We start from the raw sequence: 21,515 nt of genomic DNA, 5'->3' as shown, positions 1-21,515 counted from the left end.
AGGGTTGTGCACTATGTCTTCGTCTCATGGCATTACCCATCTAAAATAACGATAAGTAGTAGGAAAACTGCCGAATATGGCTCAACGCGATTATGTATCTCGTGGTAAAGCACCACAAAAAAAGAAGCCCGAAAATAAAAAGCGCGGTAAATCACAGGTGAAGAGTGGCCCCACGGCCTCATTCCCTATTGTTCGCCTTGTTATTGTGGTGATATTGCTTATCGGCTTTGCGGTTTTCTTATGGTCTATTAAAGATAACGCCAGTTCTGAGGTAGATACCGAAGTTGTACGCCCTGTAGCGCCTACCCAAGAAGCTTTGCCCGAATTGCCTAAAGAAGAGTGGGAGTATATTCGTACTCTGCCAGGGTATGAAGTGGAAGTAGACGTTGCCGAACAGGAAAAATCAGACAAACGTTACCTTATGCAGTGCGCGTCGTTCAGAACCCGCGCTCAAGCTGAAGAAATGAAAGCGAAAATTGCCTTTCAAGGTTTAGAAGCACTTATTCGTCAGAGTTCTGGCAGCAACGGCGAATGGTTCAGGGTTATTTTAGGGCCATTTGAATCGAAACGAGATGCAGAAAAAGCCAAGCACAGCCTTCGTAAAGTGAATATTGCGACCTGCCAAATTTGGTACTGGAATTTATAAGCGTAAACGCTTTTTGTTCACTATCTATTACTCATTATTCATTAATAAGGGCATTCACCGCATGATGTGGTGGATGCCTTATATTCACCTCATACTACAATCATCTCATAATAACCACCTCATACTCCTTTGTAGCGCTTAACGCTTTAATACGTACCCGTTGACTAAATACGTCTTCACTGCTTTTTCTTTTAACAGCCCCTTTTAGCTGCCCGTTTTAACTGCTCCCCTTGAAAACGAAAACCCTTCCCCCATTTCATAACAAAGTCTTTTTTCAGTTATCGCCCGAGTCTGCGATAGCGCCCACCTTAAACGGGGATTAAACGTGACAACGATTGTATCTGTAAGACGTGGAAATCAAGTTGTGATGGCTGGCGATGGTCAGGTGTCACTCGGCAATACCGTAATGAAAGGTAATGCACGTAAAGTGCGCCGCTTGTACCACGATAAAGTATTAGCTGGCTTTGCAGGCGGCACCGCCGATGCCTTCACCCTTTTTGAACGCTTTGAAGCAAAACTTGAAGCCCACCAAGGTCATTTGACCAAGGCGGCGGTCGAACTTGCCAAAGATTGGCGAACCGATCGCATGCTGCGCAAGCTAGAAGCCTTATTAGCCGTAGCCGATGAAACCGCGTCTTTCATCATTACCGGTAACGGCGACGTAGTTCAGCCAGAAAATGACCTGATTGCTATTGGTTCAGGCGGCAACTATGCCCAAGCTTCTGCTATTGCTTTGCTGGAAAACACCGAACTGACTGCAAAAGAAATTGCGGAGAAAAGTTTGACCATAGCCGGTGATATCTGCGTATTCACTAACCATAGTCAAACGGTAGACGTACTCGATTACTAAGTGGCTGTTTAACTAAAAATAAACAGCGACTTGTGCCTGCTATCGATGCAGTAGCACCAAAACAGAAAAGGGTTTATGCATGTCTGAAATGACACCTAGAGAAATTGTTCATGAGCTAGACCGACACATTATTGGTCAGCAAGATGCTAAACGTGCGGTATCGATTGCACTTCGAAACCGCTGGCGCCGTATGCAACTTGAACCAGAGTTGCGTCAAGAAGTAACGCCTAAAAATATTCTTATGATTGGCCCAACAGGTGTGGGTAAAACTGAAATTGCGCGCCGCTTGGCAAAATTAGCGCATGCGCCGTTCATTAAAGTTGAAGCCACTAAGTTCACCGAAGTGGGCTATGTGGGTAAAGAAGTAGAAACCATCATTCGCGACCTTGCTGACATTGCCGTGAAGATGACCAAAGAAACTGAAATGAAAAAGGTGAAATTCCGCGCTGAAGAAGCAGCGGAAGAGCGCATTCTTGACGTACTTATTCCTCCTCCTGAAGATGCATGGGGTAAGAAAGAAGACGTTGAAGATAGAGGCACACGCCAAGCGTTCCGTAAAAAGCTTCGCCAAGGCGATTTAGACGACAAAGAAATTGAAATTGATGTGGCACTTCCACAAGTAGGCGTAGAAATTATGGCGCCTCCTGGAATGGAAGAAATGACCAATCAGCTTCAAGGTATGTTCCAAAACTTGTCGGGTTCGCAAAAGAAAAAGAAGAAGTTAAAAATTAAAGATGCACTGAAAATGCTGGTGGAAGAAGAAGCCGCACGTTTGGTGAATCAAGAAGACTTAAAAGAAAAAGCGATTGAGTCGGTTGAGCAACACGGCATTGTGTTCGTGGATGAGATTGACAAAATTTGTAAGCGTGAAGGCAATACGTCAGGCGATGTATCGCGTGAAGGTGTTCAGCGTGACTTGCTACCTCTGGTAGAAGGTTCAACGGTGTCGACTAAGCACGGTATGATTAAAACAGACCATATTTTGTTTATCGCTTCTGGGGCGTTCCAAATGAGCAAGCCGTCAGATCTTATTCCTGAGCTTCAAGGTCGTTTGCCCATTCGCGTTGAGTTATCAGCCTTAGAAGTAGGTGACTTCAAACGTATTCTTACCGAGCCAAATGCGTCGCTTACCGAGCAATACAAAGCGCTTATGCTGACCGAAGGCGTAAATATCGATTTCGTGGAATCAGGCATTCAGCGTATTGCTGAAGCTGCATGGCGAGTGAACGAACGCACTGAGAACATTGGTGCGCGCCGTTTGCACACGGTACTTGAACGTCTAATGGAAGATATCTCGTTTGATGCGTCTGAAAAAAGCGGTGAGTCTTTCGTGATTGACGAAGATTACGTAAACAGCCACTTAGAGTCGCTTGTAGAAAACGAAGATCTATCGCGCTTCATTCTATAAAGCCCTAGGGCTAGTAACACAAAAGAGCCCATTTATTTAAATGCGCTCTTTTTTTATGTGGTTAATAATTTCACTAAACGGCCGGTAATATCAACACCAGTCTCGTTTTCAACAAACAAGAAGAAAGGGCAAGGGTTGGCTTCTAAGAAATAGTATTCACCCTTGGTATTTTTACGCCAATCGATAGCGCACCAATGCATGCCTAAGCCAGTACATATCTTTCGTGATAAATCCTGCATTGGTTTAGGAAGGGGCGTCAGTAAAGGCCGTGCGTTTATATCTTCTCTGAAATCGAGGTTGTGAGAGTCTATTTGTACACTGACCACTTCATCGCCAAGTACGTAACTTCGAATATTTGTCCCTTCAATAAATGCCTGAAAAGTGACAGGGCGCTCTTTTAACAAAGCCTGTACTAAGCCGCGAGTATCATAGCCCTGTTGCACGAACTTCGCTGTTTCGCCGCCTTTAACGGGCTTATAGACCACCTCGCCTATGTTCGCACAAAACTGTAAAGCTACATCACTAGCGTTACCTATGTAGGTATATGGCACCTTAGCGCCTAGCTTTTTTGCCATTCGCAATTGAATCGGTTTGCAGTGATGGGCGCGAATGGCGTCAATACCATTAACCCACTTAGTTTCACTGAATAAAAACCAACATAACAAGGTGCTGGCATATTCCTGATCTAACCATTGTGAAGACACACTATCAGAGGGTTTCACCGAAGGGGGAATATATTGATGCCAATAGGCAGATGTGATGTCCGATAGAGGAATTCGAAACAGACCGTTGCGGGTAGGCTGGTTAAAATGTAACAGGCCATCATTAAAATCTGGGTCGTAGCTGAGCTGCCAGTGCTCACCAAAGTAGTTGGTATTGATAATACAGGGGTCGTTTTTATCGGCAATTAAGGTTTCAGCCACATGTAGAATTTGTGGGTCACTCTCGCTCCCTATTAATGCAATCTGCATTGAAATATCCTTTTTAAGTGGTAAAAGGAGGACTGCTTAACCTCCTTAATCTGCTATGACAATAAATCGGGTAATTGTCCGCCGTCCTCACCAATCGCTAGGGTGATGTAGACAGGTTGTTTAACAAAGCGAATAGGGTCTTTGTCTGCGTCTGCAGAGACCCCAGATTTCCCGCCAGTGACTTGCAGTAGTTCTTGGGCTTTAAGGTGAAGGCCAGAGCCGTTCTGTGTATTTTCTTGTGTATTTCCTTGTGTATAGCTGTGCGTGTTATGTTGCATTTTTCGCTCCTTATATAAGCGTTTTGGTGTAGTTAAAAAGATTAGCGGTTAGGCCAACCTTAGGGGGTGGTAAATCGATCGAAAGCAACTTGCGATGAGCGCGGTGCGGCTGCTTATTTTCAGTTTTTTGTAGATGTTGGCGCAGTGGAATTTAACGGTGCGTTCGCTAATAAATAGCTCTGCTGCTATCGCTTTATTCGACAAGCCCTCCATGATCTTTCGCGCAACCTGAAGCTCGCGTTTTGACAGGGTATCGATAGGAAGGGCATTACTGTTTAAGTTATCTACATGCTTAACGATTTGTTGACGCTCAATATCGGTGAGCAAGGGTGTAGATTCTCTAACTTCGGGCGTTATCATTATGAATCTCCTAGTGGGGTAATATTATTTTCTTCTACTACTTCAGAAGCTGGGCAGTGCTGCAGGCTGCCGTCTACTAACTGATAAACGGTATCTGCAAGGGCAATCGTTTGAGGGCGATGGGCAACCATGATTCGGGTAATATTGAGCGCCTTTAAATGGGTATTGATAATGTGCTCGTTGTGAATATCTAAATGGCTACTCGCCTCATCAAGAAACAAGATGTCGGGCTCTCTGTATAGCGCTCGCGCAAGCAGTAGCCGTTGTTTCTGACCACCACTTAAGCTACTTCCCATATCGCCGACCAACGAGTGATATTGCATAGGCATGGCACAAATTTCGTCATGGATACAGGCTAATTGGGCAGCACGTATAACCTTTTCTTGATTCGGTATCTCATCGAAACAACTAATATTTTCAGCCATAGAGCCAGAAAGGCACATGTCTTCTTGCAATACAGAAGCAATGACTGGGGAATGATTTGATGAAATTGTATTGTGACTAACCGTCCCATCAAAAGGTGCATACAGGCCCATCAGGCATTTAAGTAGGGTGCTTTTTCCACTGCCGCTTGCACCAACGATGGCAATTATTTCCCCTGCATTAACCGATAAGTTGAGGTTTTCAAAAATACATTTACATCCCTCACCATAGCGATAACTAAGGTTGTGGGCCTTTAAGTGAATGACTGGGGTACTAGAGGCGATTGCATGGGAAGAGGTCGCACCTGAGACTGAAGGTACGTTTGTATAGGGGCTAGCTTGTTGTGACAGTACTGTGGTGTCAGCAGGCTCTGTTAGCACAATATCGCTCAAACGAGAAAAGTGTACGGCCAGCATTCGCAATTCGATAAATTTGGACACTAGGCCGTCTACTGCGGCAGTGAATTTGGTTTTGTATGCGATGAAGGCAAGCATCATTCCTACCGTCAGCATATTATCCATTACCAAAGATGCCGCAATAAAGATTACAACGATGTTTTCAATACCAAATAAAACCTGGTTTACCGCGTCGCTTCCAATATTGAGTTTTCCGAGACTTATATCTTTGTTCAAAGTGGCGACTAACTTGTTTTGCCACTGACTATGGCGCTGGGATTCTTGATGGTAGATACGAATAGGCAGCATACCCCGAACACTTTCCATAAAGTGGCTTTGCTCGGTGGCGCCTAACGCAATTTTCTCTGTTGTGAGTCGCTTAGTGACAGGTATTAATGCGATGCGGAAAAGTAGATATATTGCCACTACTAGCACCACACACAATGTAAGTTTAACGGAATAAAGGGCCATCACGACGAGCGTGATAATGGCCAATACGCCATCGAGAAATGCAGTCACAAGCCCCGTAGTGAGGAACTCACGAATATGGGCGAGGGAGCCAAAGCGAGACACCACATCACCCACGTGTCTTTTGGCGAAAAAATCCAGCGGTAGAGAGAGTAAATGTTGGAAGACGGAAGCCGACATTTGAAGTTGCAGCCGGCTTGATACAGCAAGGATCAGAAAGCGCCGCAACACTCTGGTGAAGATGCTTATCAGTAGCAAAAAAGTAAACCCAATAGCAAGCGCGGTTAATAATGCTTGGTTCCCTTGCAATAACACATCATCAACCACGGTTTGCACGTAATAAGGAGAGGCTAAAGCGAACAGTTGAAGTAATGCAGACAGCGCCAGCAAGGTCGCTAAATTACGTTTAAACCCTACCGTGCGAGTAAAGAAGTTTCTTAGCTTTAGTAAGGGCTTTGCGGGTGGTGGCGAAAAATTGTCTTTAGGCGTAATTTCTAACGCTATCCCCGTTAGGTGTTTACTCGCCTCATCAAAGGTGAAACTGCGTTTGCCAATACTTGGGTCGTGTATGGTCAATCGCTCTTGCTTTACCTTAGTCAGCACAACAAAATGACGCATATCCCAATGCAGAATTGCTGGCAGGGTTAGTTGAGATAAATCCTGTGGCTCAATTTTTAGTGCGCGACATTGAAATGCCATTTGCTGCGCAATATCCATAATATCTTTAAGTGTGACACCGCGAAGTGAAACGCTAATGTGCTGGCGAAGGTGGGTCATATCCCGTTTGTCGCCATAATACTGCGCCACCATACTCACACAGGCCAAGCCACATTCAGCAGCTTCAGTTTGAAGCACAACCGGCACTTTATTTTTAGGCGACAAAGCGCTGAGTACAGGTGAGGTAAATCCGTGAGCAATAGTCATAATTACAACCTTTTCGTGACGCTTAGTAACGGCTCTAAAATCCATTCCAGTAAGCTACGCTGGCTAAGTGCTACGTCTGCTGAAAACGTCATTCCAGCCTTAAGCATGACTGGGTTTCCATAGGCAATAATGGCGTCGCTATTTACTCGAGCGGTAACCAAATAAGCCGGTTCGCTCACGGTTAAAGGCGCGTTCGCCCACTCACCTGGCAGTAAAATAGTTTCGGAGATGCTAGTTATCTGCCCTTCTTGCAAACCAAATTTCTGATAAGGAAAAGCGTCGTATCGAATAGCGAGCTGTTGCCCGTTAGCGATAAAGCCGGCGGCGCGCACGGGTACTAACAATCGTGCTTCTATCGGAGAATTTTCTGGAAGTAAGCTAAGTAGTGGTCTGTTTTGATCGACCATTAACCCTGCACTAGCTTGCAGGCTCGAAACCACACCATTTTGCGTTGCATAAAGAATTCGCTGGCGATCACGATTTAACGTCAGTAACTGTTGGTTGATATCACTCAGTTGGTTTTCATGTACGGTGCGCTCATTGGCTTGAATCTGGGGTGAACCGGCAATTTCATGTGTCAGTCGGCTTACTTCAGCTTCGCTTTTCAGATTATTTCGCTCAGCTTGTTTCCATTGTTGCTGGCTACTCAAAAGCTCAAGCTTATAACTATCGAAATCTGCGTTACTTACATGGCCAGCATTGCGTAGCACTTCAAGTGACGTAAATTGATTGTGCGCTAACTGCCACTGTTGATAAGAAATAGCTAAAATATGGCGTATTGTTTCAGCATCTTTTTGCGCGTGCTGAAGTTGCTTTACTAACTGTGCATTGTTGCTTTTATGAATACTAATGGTGCGCGCCAACGAGTCGCTTATTCGCTTTCTCTTAGCGAGAAGCTCTTGTTGCAGTTTTAATTCTACGGTTTCGCCTTGTGGCTGCTGAACCCCGTATTCAATCGACAATAATGGCTCGCCTTTTTTAACTTTTTGGCCCTCGTTGACATACACTTGTGATATGCGGCCTTTACGGGCGTCGGCGTACAACCTTAGTACGCCATGGGAGGGCTCTAACCATCCTTCTACAGTGGCTTTTCGGGCATAGCTACCCGTAGTGAGATATATCCCCACACCTACTATCCATAAAAGTAGTATTGCCGTTATCCCCATATGGGATGCTCGAGGCGTCATCAATAGATCGCCTTGAAATGGCGAGGTAGGCTGCATTGCCTGATGACGGAATAGTCCTTTTCTCATAACAGTTCATCCCATGAAATTAAAAAAATGGTATTCAGTTGCCATTTCCCTATGGACATAGCGCTTAATCAGCAATCGATGCTTTTTAAACAGCGAAAACCTGAATACCGACAAGTGGTCTTGGGTAAAGCCTTGACGATGTAAACGTTAGATGAAGGCGCTTCGGTATACCGAATAAAGCGAAGTCAGGGCGTTTGCTGCCCTTTATTCATAGGGTGTTGGCGCAAAATTTAATGAAGTTTTGATGAAATGGCTCAAATTTAAATGTGGTTAAAAATTGATGGAAATGCAAAAGGTTAGTGATACTGTACAAAGGTTGTACTATAAAAAAGTAGTGTACTTAATTCACGCAGTGGCTTAACCAAAACGGAATAGGAACTCACATGTTTGTACCAAGTATTTTACTCAAGCAGCTATATACTCATGGAAGCCTAACCAAAACTGACAACGGCGTTTCCTTTGCACTTAAAAACCGTTTAAAAGATGCCACACTAAAAGAGCTGAAATGGATTTCATTTGATGGCGAGAAAGTCCCTAGTCACAAAATTTCTATTCAAAGTAGCAACGATAGCGATATCAGCTTCAAAGCACTTAACGATGCGGGGGGCATGCCATTTTCATTACGACAAGTCATTACCGTACACCTAGAACTGAATGAAGAAGTCAGCCCTGAAAAACGTAAAATTGGTATTTGTTTTTCAGCGTCACCTTTTGGAAAGCTTAAATTTGAAGTAGAAGATAATGTGACTTCTCCTACCAATCGCAAGTTGCATATTCCCCGTGACGATCACGACGATTATGGCGATAAAATCATTAAGCAGCGTCAGTCATACTTTGAAAGTTTTACTGGCGCCAAAATCGATCATGTTGGCAAGTACTCGGTCGATCCAGACAAATTGAAAGGTAATATTGAGCATTTTATTGGTGTAGCTCAGGTGCCCATTGGCATTGCAGGGCCACTAACTATTGATGGCGAACACGCGAAGGGCGATTTTGTTGTGCCAATGGCCACCACAGAAGGCACCTTGGTTGCCTCGTATAATCGGGGCATGAAGCTGCTTAATATGAGTGGTGGGGTAAAGGCTACGGTGGTAGATGATGCCATGCAGCGAGCTCCGGTTTTCATTTTTAGCGATGCCCGCGGGGCAAGAGATTTTGTTACTTGGGTAAACCAAAACATCAGCAAAATTCGCGAAGAGGCTGAAGCAACCTCGAGCATTGCCAAGCTCACTTATATTGACCACTTCTTATCAAACAAATTTGCGTTTTTGCGTTTCAACTATTTAACCGGTGATGCGGCAGGGCAAAACATGGTGGGGCGGGCTACTTTTGCGGCGTGCGGGTGGATTTTAGATAATTATGAAGGTGTTGAAAACTTCTACTTAGAGTCTAACTTTGCTACCGATAAAAAAGCCTCGCAAATAAATATTATGCGTACACGTGGTAAACGGGTAACCGCAGAGGCCACGATAAAGCGTGAGCATTTACTGCAAATTATGCGGGTAGAGCCTAAGCAAATTGATTATCACGGCAGGGTTGCTGGGGTAGGCTCGTTTCTATCTGGGGTGAACAATACGGGGTTGCACTCGCCTAATGGTATTACCGCCATGTTTATTGCTACGGGGCAAGATGTTGCGAACGTAGCGGAATCATCGGCTGCTATTATGTATTCAGAGCTTACTGATGAAGGCGATTTGTATGTGTCTATTACTATTCCTTCGTTAATAGTGGCCACCTATGGTAGTGGCACTGGAATGGGCACTCAGCGTGAGTGCTTAGAACTTATCGATTGCTATGGCAAAAACAAGGTGTATAAATTCGCCGAAATCGTTGCCTCGGTAGCCTTAGCGGGAGAAATCTCTTTAGCCTCAGCCATTAGCTCATCAGATTGGGTGTCGTCTCACGAACAATATGGACGCAACCGCTGACGGGGACAATACGAAGTGTGGGGCACACAAACACAGGCACGCCGTAAATCCATCCCTGGAGGCTCCTCCCCGGCATCCCTGCCGGGGAGGGCCTGCTTATTGTGTGCCCCACACTTCTAATACAGACCTAGCTCCCAATAAACCCATCAATGGGGATCTGTAAGCATAAAAAAGCCGGCGATTTACGCCGGCTTGATAAGTGCTAATAACTCATTAGATTATTAGTGTTTCCAATGGAAGTGATGTACTTTCGCGTCAATGGCTTCCGCGGTGGTTCTTGGCATAAAGGTGGCGTTGTTTTCTTCGAAGAAGAAAGGGGAGCGCTTGGTTTTACTGCCCACTTCGTTCATGGTGGCAGCTTCATATACGCGGCCGTTAAGTACGGTGAATTCCACATATTCACTGCGGCGTAAGTCTGCTAATACGTCGCCGTCAATTACGACTAAATCAGCCAATTTACCTTTTTCAATACTGCCGATGTCATTACCCATACCTAGGTGTTTTGCGCCATCGATAGTACCGCCGCGTAATGCTTCCCAAGCGGTGAAACCGCCTTGTTGCATTATCCACAGTTCCCAGTGGGCGGCTAAGCCTTCACGTTGGCCGTGAGCGCCAATATGTACACTAACCCCATTATCTCGAAGCTCTTTGGCGTAGCTAGCTACGTTTTGGTGGTTGTACTGGTTATCAGGCGCGGTAGGGCGTCTTATAGAGCGGCTATGCAACATGGTGGCTGGTGTATAGCGAAGTAAGCGTGGGTTCTTCCAAACTTCGGTACGGTCGTACCAATACTCTTCACCCATCATGCCGCCGTAAGAAACCACAAATGTAGGTGTGTAACCAAACTCGGTGGCTTTCCATAACTGGGTTACATCACTATAACCGCGCTCTATAGGCAAGCTGTGCTCTAATCCTGTATGGCCATCGACCAACATGGTTAGGTTTTGCTGAAACTTACCACCACCCTCAGGGACGACCATCATGTCTTGATTTTTCGACGCCCATAACACTTGTTGGCGTTGATCGCGACGTGGTTGGTTGTAGCTTTTCACCGAAATTGCGCCGCTTTCTTTTAAGCGTTCTACGTGGAAGTACGCATCTTCGTAGTTGTTGATTATGGCTTTGTAGCCTAGACCTTCTGCGCCGTACAAAATAGTACCGGTAGAGTAAATACGCGGTGCCACTATGTCGCCTTTACGCTGAAGCTCAGAGGCGGCAAAAATCTCTGTGGTATCGTTTGATGGGTCATGAATGGTGGTAACACCAAAGGCCACATTCGAGTATTGGCTCCAGTTTTTATCTGGAATAATCTCATTCCTGCCTTGTGCGCCATGAGCATGAGTATCAACTAACCCGGGAATAATGGTTTTGCCACTGGCATCTATTTGCATAGCGCCTTCAGGAATAGCAATATCTCCGCGCTTGCCCACAGCTTCAATACGATTATCTTTAATGATAATAACGCCGTCTTCAATCACTTCTTGGGTGTTGTCGGCATCACGCATGGTCACGACCTTTCCACCAATTAAGGCTTTGTAACCGCTTGGTTTATCGGCTTCGGTGGTGAACGATAAATTAATACCATCGGCCACAGGGTCAGGCAGGGTTTCTGGCGCGCCATCTACAAACGCAAAAGCTTCTTTAAGCGAGCGACTGTAGAACGTGGGGCCATTAAACCAGCTCACCGTTTCATTATCCGGCGACCATGTTAAGTACTCACCGGCTTTAGATGAAAGCTGAGTAACCGGCAGTGAAGTCATGTTAGGGCCAATAGTTACTTTCTTACCATTGTCCACAAACGGGGTGACGAACGTTTTAAATTGGTAAACGAAAACTACCCATTTTTTATCATGGGAAAGTTTGTACTCACTTACATCATCAGCGCCGTATAAATGCGTTCGCTTATCGTTTCCTTGCAAATTAACACTTGAAAGTTGTGTTTCTCGATACGGCGTGCCGCCTACCGATTCGGTGAAATACACCCGTGAATTGTCGCCTGCAAAGTGTGGGTTAATACCCCCATCAGACACTTTCTTTTCGGTTTTTCTATCAAGGTCTGCTACATAAATACCAGGGTCCACCGAGTATTTAGGGTCAAGTAAATAGCCGCCAGTAAACTTGCGGTACACCACCTTTTCACGATCACTTGAGAACGATGGTTCTATATAATGGCCAGGTTGCTTGGTAATCACTTTACCTTTACCGCCACGGGCAGAAACAATGCGTACTGACCCTAATTCATCATCATTCCACGTGGTGTAAACAATGGCTTTACCGTCGTTAGAAAAACGCGGGTAATATTCGCCATGGTCATTTTGCTTAGTCAGGCGTTTCATCTTGCCCGACTTTACGTCTTTAACGTAAAGCTTTCCTAATGCTTGAAACAAGAGTGTCTTACCGTCAGGCGACATTTGCGACCAGCGAATCATGTTTACATCAAATTCATCCGGTGCCACATCTACATCAAAACGAAGTGCATCCGCATATTGAAGGGTAGCTTCTACGTTAATGTTAATATCTGAGATAGTCTTATCGTCGATATTGATGCTATGGAAAGTACCACCTGTCCAATACACAATGGCTGATGAATCTGGCATCCAGTCGAAGTAGGCGAAGTAACCTTCAGAGCCAAAACCTTCTTGCATGTCACGTTCAAGTTCTGTGGTAAGCGGTGTTTCTTCACCGGTTTTAATATCTTTTAAAAACAGAGCGGTTTTTTCTTTTACCCGGCGAACAAACGCAACGTATTTACCATCCGGAGATGGTGTAGGCACCACTGCACCGCCGGTGCCACTGATGTAACGGCTTTCGTCGCCGTTCTCACGGTCAAAGCGGGTAATGGCGAATATGCCACCTAGTGGGTCGCGGTTATAGTCGAAACGACTCCCAGGCACTGTATTCTCGGTGAAGTAAATATATTTACCGTCGTGAGAAAAAACGGGGTCAGCTATGTTTTGCTGGTCTTTTTTACCATGATTACGGGCTTTAATTTGCAAGCCGTCACCGCCGGTATTGTGATACATCCAAATTTCACCCGCAGGAATGCTGCGGCTAGACATAATGCCTTTGGATACCAGCAAGTATTCACCATCGGGACTCCATTTAGGAGAGTGAATAAGGTTGTTCTTTTCTTTGGTCACTTGGCGCAGGTTTTCACCATTGCTGTCCATTATCCAAAGATTATTAATGCCATCGCGGTCAGAAATAAACGCAATCTTCGAACCATCCGGTGAAATACTTGGGTGTATGTTCCATGCAAAATCTTGCGTAATAGGTGTGGCATCGCCGCCATCAACATTTACTTTGTAAATATCACCTAGCATATCGAACACCATGTACTTGCCATTCGGTGCTATATCCAAGCTAGACCAAGTGGTTTCGGTGGTGTTGATAGTAACTTCATTAAGAGCAAATGGCGGGTTACTAACATCCCATTTTTCTTCATTAATCGTTGCATCTTTTTTAATGTCGTCAGCTGCATGCGTAGAGTAGGTGGTGCTTAAGCCCAAGGCGCTCACAAGTGTGACGGCTAATAAGCTTTTTGTTGTTTTTATCATAATGAGTTTCCAATTGCTTGAAATGCGTTTTCTGTCTATTGATGAGTATGCCCGTGAGCGTCCCACCTAATTGTAAATTTGTAATTGTAAATTTGTCGTTAACTTTAACCTGAAATGGCGGGTTCTACCTTTCGTATGAGATTTCACGTATAAATCTAACGACCAAACTACAGTTTTACCACCCACCCGTCTATTTATCCATCACTCACGATGATGCTTGTCTATAAGATGGATAAACGCTAATTTTGCAACAAGCTGTTAACAAAATTTAGTGTGGGTGCTGTACATGGTTAATTCAGAGCAAAACGTGGCCAATTCAAAGCAAAGCGGGGTCAGCCCAAAACAAGAACTCCATTATTCAACCTGTACGCTGTGCGAAGCGATGTGCGGCATTGAAGTTGCCACACAGGGCAAGCGCATACTATCCATCAAGGGAGATAAAGATAACCCTTTTAGTGCCGGCCACATATGCCCCAAAGCCAGTGCCCTGAAAGATTTATATGATGATCCAGATAGACTAAAACGACCGGTCAAAAAGGTAGGTGACGAGTGGCAGGAAATACCGTGGAGTGAGGCCTTTGATTACGTTGCTGAAAAACTTCACCATATACAGTCTACATATGGAAAAGATGCCGTTGGCGTCTATCTTGGTAATCCGAATGCCCACAACATGGGGGCTATTTTGTTCGGCCCTTATTTTTATCGCGCACTTGAGTCACACAATAGATACTCTGCCACCTCGGTGGATCAGCTCCCTCATCATATTGTTAGTCGTAGGCTGTTTGGGCATATGTCGCAAATTCCTATTCCAGATATCGATCACACCCAACACTTTGTGATTATCGGTGGCAACCCCCTTGCTTCCAATGGCAGCATCATGACCGTGCCCAACGTTAAAAAGCGCTTGAAAGACGTACAAAAACGCGGCGGTAAAGTTGTGGTCATCGACCCTAAACGAACAGACACTGCTGATTTAAGCTGCGAGCATCACTTTATTCGCCCCGGCAGTGATGTATTGCTATTACTTGCTATGTTGCATGTAGTCTTTGATAAGCAATTGCACAATGCAGAAGCGCTCTTACCTTACGCCGAAGAACTGCTTGAAGTTGAAGGCTACGTAAGAGACTTTTCTCCCGAAAAAGTTAGCGAACAAACCGGTATTGAAGCGTCACAGGTAATCCAATTGGTTACCGATTTTTGCGAAGCTGAATCGGCTGTATGTTACGGACGCATGGGCGCGAGTGTGCAAGCATTTGGCACACTCACTCAATATCTCATCATGCTGTTTAACATGTTGACCGGAAACTTAGATAGACAAGGGGGGATGATGTTTACCCAGCCTGCTGCCGATATTTTACCGGTATCAAGCAGGGGCAGCATGTCAGGCTATAGTTCACGGGTAAGGGGTCTACCCGCTTTTGCTGGGGAATACCCTGTGGCGTGTTTAGCAGAAGAAATATTAACGCCTGGTGAAGGCCAAATTAAAGCCATGGTCATAGGTGCTGGAAATCCAGTGGTGACTACGCCTAATACCGAGCAGCTGGAGCGTGCGTTTTCACAACTCGATTTTATTGTGTCTGTGGACTTCTACATTTCTGAAACTTCTCGGCATGCAGATATTATATTACCTCCCGTTACGCCATTAGAGCGGGATCACTATGATGTGGTTTTTCATAATTTTGCGGTAAGAAACTACGCTACCTATTCTGAGGCAGTGGTAGACATAGACGATGATCAATTAACAGATTGGCAAATATACCTATCGCTGGCAGAGCGCCTAGATAAATTAAATGGCAAAAGTACCGCGCACTATCAAACACTATGGCAAAAACAGCCAAAAGGTGTGATAGACGATTTATTAAAAAGCGGTCAATACGGGGCCCATGCTAGTGCAAATATCAGTGCCAAGGAAAATGCTAACGGCATTGGTAATGAAGGCGACAACTTGTCGCTAGATAAGCTGAAAGCGCATCCACATGGCATCGACCTTGGGCCATTACAACCTGCACTGCCTGACGCTATTTTTCATGAGAATAAAAAAATAGACTTAAATTTTAATTACTTTATGTCAGATATTGCCCGCGTGAAGACGCATTTTTTCGACCAGAAGCGTAACGAAAATAAAATAGTATTGATTGGCAGGCGCCATATTAAAACGAACAATTCTTGGTTACATAATAGCCCTAGAATGGTGAAGGGAAACAATCGTTGTACGCTACAGTTACACCCCATAGATGCCGCTGAATATGATGTAAACGAAGGCGATAGGGTTAAAGTCACGTCAAGAGTGGGAGAGTTATTCGTAGAGGCAGAAATTACTGATTCTATTATGCCAGGCGTGGTCTCTATTCCCCATGGTTGGGGGCATAATAAGAAGGGAATAAAGCTGGGTGTCGCTAGCCAATACCCTGGTGTTAATACCAATATACTGACAGACGAAATGCAGGTAGATACTTTGTCGGGTAATAGTGTGTTAAACGGTGTGCCTGTTTCGTTAGAAAGAATGTAAAAGAAAGGCGATAATCAAAAAATTGATTATCGCCTTACATTCTATAAGTACGTTAAAAGTGCGCTAGCGTTTTACTAAGCTTGGCTAACCTAAGCGTAGTTGGACGACCTAGGTCATCGTAACGTATTCTTCAGCACTAGTAGGGTGAATGGCCACACATGCATCAAAATCGGCTTTGGTCGCGCCCATTTTTATGGCTACTGCAAAGCCTTGTAGAATTTCATCCATACCATGGCCAATACCGTGAAGGCCAACCACTTTTTCATCTTCGCCTGCACACACCAATTTCATTTTGGTCATTTGACGATGACGAGTTACTGCAGTGTACATAGAGGCGAAACTTGATGAGTACACTTTAACCTTATCCTCACCATATTCTGCAATGGCTTCAGGTTCAGTTAAACCCATGGTGCCAATAGGCGGGTGGCTAAACACGACGGTGGGGATCATGGTGTAATCCATGTGCGCGTCTTCTTGGCCGTTGAATAAACGTTCGCTCAGTAAGCGACCTGCTTTTACTGCCACAGGCGTCAATTCGGCTTCACCAGTAATATCACCCACAGCATAGATGTTCTTGGCCGTGGTGTTTTGGTACTTATCTACTTTCACGGTGCCATTTTCGGCAAGCTCTACATCGGTATTTTCAATCGCTATCACATCGGTGGATGGTTCGCGGCCAATGGCCCAAATTAGGCAGTCTGCTTCAAGGACTTCACCATTTGTAAGATGAATTGAAAGTTGCTTACCTTCACCGCGTTCTACTTTTTCAACGCTGGCGTGGTTGTGTAATGTGCAGCCTTCAGCATGAATCATATCAACTAGAGTTTCATGGATGATAGGGTCGAAGTGGCGAAGTGGCGCTTGTTTGCGAACCACTAAGTGAGTCTCTGTACCCAAACTGTGCAGTACGCCAGCTAGCTCAACGCCAATGTAACCTGCACCTACTACAACCGCTTTCTTAGGTTGTTCTTTCAGTGCAAAGAAGCCATCTGAGTTAATACCGTGCTGAGCGCCAGGAATATCAGGAATGACAGGGCGGCCACCAGTAGCAATGGTAATATGGTCTGCGGTATAGGTTTCACCATCCACTTCAATAGTGTTGTTATCTACAAACTTAGCAAAACCACGAATAAGGGTTACGTCGTTAGCCGTAAGTGCGCGATCATAGGATGCATGAATGCGTTCGATATAAGCTTGGCGGCTGGCAATTAGGCTATCCCAACTGAAGTGGTTTACAGTGATATCAAAACCATATTCTGGTGCATAGCGGTGAATAGCTTCGGCAACTTGTGCGCCGTACCACATGGCTTTTTTAGGCACACAGCCTACGTTAACGCAGGTGCCGCCAATATCTTTAGCTTCAATAATGGCTGCTTTTTTACCATGCTTGGCGGCACGGTTTGCAGACGCAATGCCGCCACTCCCGCCGCCTATGCAGATATAATCAAAATGTTTCATGTTAACCGCCTTATTATCCGTTAGGCCTAAAATTGTCATTTATTGTGACACGAAATTGAAGGAATACACACTGTATACGCGTTTAAGAGACCGCGGTGCAAGGTAGAAGATTTCATTATCGTGGGTATCTGTTACAAAAAACAAAGAAGCGCTAATTGCCTTAGAGCTTCTTTATTCCGGTTTTATGGGTACCTCTACAGCTACACTTAAGATCAGGTGTCTTGAGGCGCAGCCCCTTCTTCGGTTTCATCTAACGGCGTATCTGGCTCAATCAAAATACTGAATGCACGACGTCGCTCTTCTTCAAATTGAGTTAGCTTTTGAATAGTGGCGTCGGTGAAAATATGCCCTTCAGGCAGTATAAGAATATGGCTATCATTATATAAATTTTTAGCTAAGACCATGCCCGCTTTTAGCTGCGAGGCTTTCATCGTGTTGTAAATGTATTTTGATGTGCTCACATCGTCATCTGCAAGTAAGAAGGATAAAATCTCACCGTCGTACCGCGTGTTGGTATGTTTTTTCATTTCGGCTTTGGCATCCCGCGGTGTCATTTCTTCACCGCTCATTCGGCCAGTGACTAAGCGCCAGTAATCTCTAGCTATTGAGACTATACGGGCACCTATGGGAATTTCTTTTGCCACCACATTACGGGGGCCAGCACCGTTATAATGCTCGAATTGAAATTCAATCATGTCTGACACTGGCTGTAACTCAGTGGCTGGCGCGAGCATTAGCGCAGCTTGTTTAGTTTGATCTAAGTAGTTCTGTTGTTGTTGATACTTAAGCTTCGAGAACGGGGCTAGAAAATCGTCGGTATTTAGCCCTAGCAAGCCAAGTTCACAAATGAGCCCTGCGTAGCGCACTCGCTTAACGTCCTCAGGGCTTAGTTGAAGGTATTTGGCTAGCTTAGTGGCAAGCTCACTTACTTCAATAGCAAATTTGCCGTCTATGTTGGGGTTAATGCTAATAACATTAAACAGTACCTGTTCCATCGCAAGATTATGTTTTTCAATCTTGTTCAGCGCTGCTTTAATTTGGCGCGTACGCTTATGAACCATTTGCTCAAGCGACGTGTTCACTTCTTTTAATTTACGGTTTTGCAGACGTGTTAATTTTTGCAACCGAGTATTTTCATTTTTTAATTTTACCCGTTCTAACCCATCTTCAATGGCAGATATAAGCTCTTTATTGTCCCAGGGCTTTTGCAAATAACGATGAATTTTTCCCTCGTTAACCGCTTTAATAGTAGATTCTATATCGGCATAACCGGTTAGCACCAACCGATAACTTTCAGGGTACAACTCTGCGACTTGTTGCAGTAATTCAGCGCCAGACATCTGTGGCATTTTCATGTCGGAAATGATCACATGAACCTCATTTTCTTTCATGATCTCTAATGCTTTTGCGCCACTGTCGGCCAGCAATAAATTAACTTTCAAAGAAAAGAGCGCGCGCTTAATGGCGCGAAGAATATTAGGTTCATCGTCGACAAATAAAACAGTGTACACGTCGGCGTTTTGGTCAGTGGTATCATTCATAGTGAATCGTCCTGAAAAGAATCTACGGCGTTGTCATCTAACGGGTTATGTATTGGTAGGCATAACGTGAAACAGCTTCCTTCCCCATCTTTACTTGATGCATGGAGAGTGCCGCCGTGCTCTTGAGCAATGCCGAAAGAAATAGAAAGTCCAAGTCCGGTGCCTTGCCCTTCTGGTTTAGTAGTGAAGAACGGATTAAATAATTTATCTAGATGACTCGACTCAATACCGCATCCAGTGTCTTGTACGCTAAGCTCGATGTAGCCATCTAATTCCCGCGTCGTAATGGTAATAGTGCCCTGTACGCCTGTGCTTTCAATTGCTTGGCCAGCATTAATAAGCAGGTTTGTCACCACTTGCGAAATTTTACCCATGTTCATCATGATATGGGGAATCGACCCTAAATGGGTTTCTACGCTGCATATGTATTTTAGCTGATTGTTCACCATCGCTAGGGTGGTGCGAACACAATCATTTAAGTTGTAAGATTGCATTTCATCACTGTCTACGCGCGAGAACAGTTTTAGCCCTTTAACTATTTCTGCAACCCGAATTAGGCCGTCCTTCGAATCGGTGATGAGTTCAGAGATGTCGCTGTTGATAAATTCCATATCTTGCTGCTGTATAATATTGCGCAGCTGTTTTATCGCTTCATCCTGATGAGCATCGGTATCTTTTAAAAGCACATCATTAAGCTGTTGGAAAATCATTTGGTAGGTTGCTACATACTCACTGAGGGTATGCATATTACTATTCACAAACCCTATCGGGTTATTGATTTCGTGCGCTACACCCGCGGCCAATTGGCCAACTGATGCCATTTTTTCTGCTTGTAACAATTGAACCTGTGCTTCTTTTAGGTCTTTATTTGCTTCTTCAAGCTGGAAGTTTTTTTGATTTAACAACGAGGTACGCTGTTTTACTTTCACCTCCAACAAGCTATTTAGTTCTTTAAGTTCACCTTCAACGCGCTCGCGATGAATATTTTCGTCTTTTAAAAGCTCAACCAATTGATTAAACGCTTCAGCCAGCTCGCTGAGTTCATCTTTGCCGCGCACTTTTACAGAGATATCTTGGTAATTTTTATCTTTAACCGCTGCCCCCAAATGCCTAGCACCTGCACGTAGCTGCTTTAACTGCGACATTAAGTACGACCCAAGCAAGAATGAGCACAATGCAATAAGGGCAAGTTCTATGGCGGCGAGTGTTAATGTCCAAGTACGTACCCGATTTACCGACTGGTTAATAGAATCAACATCAAGGCCTATTTCCACTCTGCCGAATAAGGTCTCGCCAACTTTAATATCAGCAGCGGTATCGTATATACCATCTATCGCACTCATTACATCGCTGTCTAGCTGGAAGGGGTGATTGAGCGCCTCTGGCTCACCTTTTTCAACATATACATTGTTGTTGTTATCGAGAACCCGAACATAACTGATATTAGGGTTTGAAAGCATTTCAGTTGCATCTGCCTCTAGCGAAGCGAGGTCGTAGCTTAAAAAAGCATTTTTTGCGGTGGACACAAACAGGTTGGTAGTAGTTTGAGCAGACGTATCAACACTGGTGTCGACTAAGTCATTTAATAGTTTAAATACGGTTGTGATAAGAATTAAAAACAAAATGGCAGCAATAAGTGCTACCCCAACAATAGTTTTGGTTCGTAGCGATAACGAGAGCAACGCTTCTTTTTTCACAATAGCGGCCTTGCCAATGAGGTGATGCCCAAGGCTCGTACGTCGTCCCAATCTTCATCTGCTGACGACATAAAGCCTTTAAAGCCAATATTTTTCAATAGCTGATGATTGTCTTTATCCTCTGACAGAGTAAGCAACGCATTCAATAGTGCCTCTCTTTGAGTGTCAGTTATTCGAGGGTGAGTTGCTACTGCATGAGGGGTATACCCGTCACTTTCCCATAAAACACGAAGAGCACTGCGTGTATTGTCATCAACACCATTGAAGGTTCTTATTATACCGCCGCCCGCGTTAAAAAAGCCTCTTTGTACATTGAGGTACACCGAGTCATGAGAATGCACATAGCGTGGCGTAAAAATAACGCCCTGCTGTTTCAAATACGCACTAGGGATAATAGTGGCAGCAAATGCGGCAGGAGAGGGAAAGGCTATTTGTTTACCATTTAGATCGTCAAGTGACGTAATAGTGCTGTTGGCATTCACAACAACAATGCCTTTAATTCGCTTACCTTTTTGACGAGCCAACGCGCGATAGCCAACCGAGTCATTAAATACCACAAAGTGGTAAGGGTTCATGTAGGCAATATCGTACTCACCCTCGGCCAGCCTTTGTTCGAAGGTTGGGATATCTTTCGCTGTTTTAAACACCACATCAATGTCGGCATGTTCAGAGATATAGTTGATAAGCGGCTGCCAGGTTTCAGCAAGCTTCTTCGCAGACTGTTGTGGCACTATGCCAAGCGTTAACGTATTGCATGCACCAAAAGAGGCGAACAATGCGAGTGCTAAAAAAGCAAATATACGACGTGCAGCTTGAAACATTGATTTTTCCACTATGATTCACCCCAAA

The 21,515-nt window shown here is 44.6% G+C and carries 15 protein-coding genes; 5 read left to right on the top strand and 10 right to left on the bottom strand.

What is annotated here, in order from left to right; genetic code table 11:
* Positions 1 to 76 precede the first annotated feature (76 nt).
* The 3 genes from J5X92_RS17555 to hslU all read left to right on the top strand — a co-directional run bounded on the left by J5X92_RS17555 (position 77) and on the right by hslU (position 2,904).
* A complete protein-coding gene (locus J5X92_RS17555; protein WP_013786272.1) occupies positions 77 to 646 on the top strand; it encodes an SPOR domain-containing protein in 570 nt (189 codons plus the stop codon).
* Between the two features lie 325 nt (positions 647 to 971).
* Complete coding sequence (gene hslV / locus J5X92_RS17550) at positions 972 to 1,496, top strand: ATP-dependent protease subunit HslV (protein ID WP_013786271.1); 525 nt, start codon at positions 972 to 974, stop codon at positions 1,494 to 1,496.
* Between the two features lie 79 nt (positions 1,497 to 1,575).
* A complete protein-coding gene (hslU, locus tag J5X92_RS17545) occupies positions 1,576 to 2,904 on the top strand; it encodes an HslU--HslV peptidase ATPase subunit (protein ID WP_208806208.1) in 1,329 nt (442 codons plus the stop codon).
* 53 nt (positions 2,905 to 2,957) lie between these two features.
* On the opposite strand, the gene J5X92_RS17540 is transcribed toward hslU, so the two are convergent.
* The 5 genes from J5X92_RS17540 to J5X92_RS17520 are packed head-to-tail and all read right to left on the bottom strand — an operon-like array spanning position 2,958 to position 7,976.
* Entirely contained in the window at positions 2,958 to 3,875 is a 918-nt protein-coding gene (locus tag J5X92_RS17540) for a hypothetical protein (RefSeq protein ID WP_013786269.1), read from the bottom strand.
* 53 nt (positions 3,876 to 3,928) lie between these two features.
* A complete protein-coding gene (locus tag J5X92_RS17535; protein WP_208806207.1) occupies positions 3,929 to 4,153 on the bottom strand; it encodes a hypothetical protein in 225 nt (74 codons plus the stop codon).
* 48 nt (positions 4,154 to 4,201) lie between these two features.
* Positions 4,202 to 4,513: a helix-turn-helix transcriptional regulator gene (locus J5X92_RS17530; protein WP_013786267.1), complete on the bottom strand. Its 312-nt coding sequence runs from the start codon at positions 4,511 to 4,513 to the stop codon at positions 4,202 to 4,204.
* Positions 4,513 to 6,723 carry a peptidase domain-containing ABC transporter gene (locus J5X92_RS17525; RefSeq protein ID WP_208806206.1) on the bottom strand — a complete coding sequence of 737 codons (2,211 nt, stop codon included), beginning with the start codon at positions 6,721 to 6,723 and terminating at the stop codon, positions 4,513 to 4,515. Before J5X92_RS17525 ends, J5X92_RS17530 begins: the two co-directional genes overlap by 1 nt.
* A 2-nt stretch (positions 6,724 to 6,725) precedes the next feature.
* On the bottom strand, positions 6,726 to 7,976 hold the full coding sequence (locus J5X92_RS17520) for an HlyD family efflux transporter periplasmic adaptor subunit (protein ID WP_244361003.1): 1,251 nt from the start codon (positions 7,974 to 7,976) through the stop codon (positions 6,726 to 6,728).
* Between the two features lie 383 nt (positions 7,977 to 8,359).
* Here J5X92_RS17520 and J5X92_RS17515 point away from each other — a divergent pair, with 383 nt between their 5' ends.
* Positions 8,360 to 9,904: a hydroxymethylglutaryl-CoA reductase gene (locus J5X92_RS17515; protein ID WP_208806205.1), complete on the top strand. Its 1,545-nt coding sequence runs from the start codon at positions 8,360 to 8,362 to the stop codon at positions 9,902 to 9,904.
* Positions 9,905 to 10,125: 221 nt separating this feature from the next.
* On the opposite strand, the gene J5X92_RS17510 is transcribed toward J5X92_RS17515, so the two are convergent.
* Positions 10,126 to 13,461 (bottom strand): amidohydrolase family protein, encoded by a 3,336-nt coding sequence (locus tag J5X92_RS17510; RefSeq protein ID WP_208806204.1) that lies wholly within the window; start codon positions 13,459 to 13,461, stop codon positions 10,126 to 10,128.
* A gap of 286 nt (positions 13,462 to 13,747) precedes the next feature.
* Between J5X92_RS17510 and J5X92_RS17505 the strand changes: the two genes are divergently transcribed.
* Positions 13,748 to 15,970 (top strand): molybdopterin oxidoreductase family protein, encoded by a 2,223-nt coding sequence (locus J5X92_RS17505; protein ID WP_126871739.1) that lies wholly within the window; start codon positions 13,748 to 13,750, stop codon positions 15,968 to 15,970.
* 108 nt (positions 15,971 to 16,078) lie between these two features.
* Here J5X92_RS17505 and gorA read toward each other — a convergent pair whose 3' ends face one another.
* From gorA to J5X92_RS17485, 4 genes are all read right to left on the bottom strand, one after another.
* Positions 16,079 to 17,428: a glutathione-disulfide reductase gene (gene gorA, locus J5X92_RS17500; RefSeq protein WP_208806203.1), complete on the bottom strand. Its 1,350-nt coding sequence runs from the start codon at positions 17,426 to 17,428 to the stop codon at positions 16,079 to 16,081.
* A 212-nt stretch (positions 17,429 to 17,640) separates the two neighbouring features.
* Positions 17,641 to 18,969 (bottom strand): response regulator, encoded by a 1,329-nt coding sequence (locus tag J5X92_RS17495; protein ID WP_129740220.1) that lies wholly within the window; start codon positions 18,967 to 18,969, stop codon positions 17,641 to 17,643.
* Positions 18,966 to 20,666 carry an ATP-binding protein gene (locus J5X92_RS17490; protein ID WP_208806202.1) on the bottom strand — a complete coding sequence of 567 codons (1,701 nt, stop codon included), beginning with the start codon at positions 20,664 to 20,666 and terminating at the stop codon, positions 18,966 to 18,968. Before J5X92_RS17490 ends, J5X92_RS17495 begins: the two co-directional genes overlap by 4 nt.
* Positions 20,663 to 21,487 carry a phosphate/phosphite/phosphonate ABC transporter substrate-binding protein gene (locus J5X92_RS17485; protein ID WP_129740218.1) on the bottom strand — a complete coding sequence of 275 codons (825 nt, stop codon included), beginning with the start codon at positions 21,485 to 21,487 and terminating at the stop codon, positions 20,663 to 20,665. Before J5X92_RS17485 ends, J5X92_RS17490 begins: the two co-directional genes overlap by 4 nt.
* Between the last annotated feature and the right edge of the window lie 28 nt (positions 21,488 to 21,515).

Origin of the sequence: Alteromonas sp. K632G (assembly GCF_017653625.1) — a bacterium.
In the GTDB taxonomy this organism is placed as follows: Bacteria; Pseudomonadota; Gammaproteobacteria; order Enterobacterales; family Alteromonadaceae; genus Alteromonas; species Alteromonas naphthalenivorans.
This window is presented reverse-complemented; position numbering and strand designations above follow the sequence as displayed.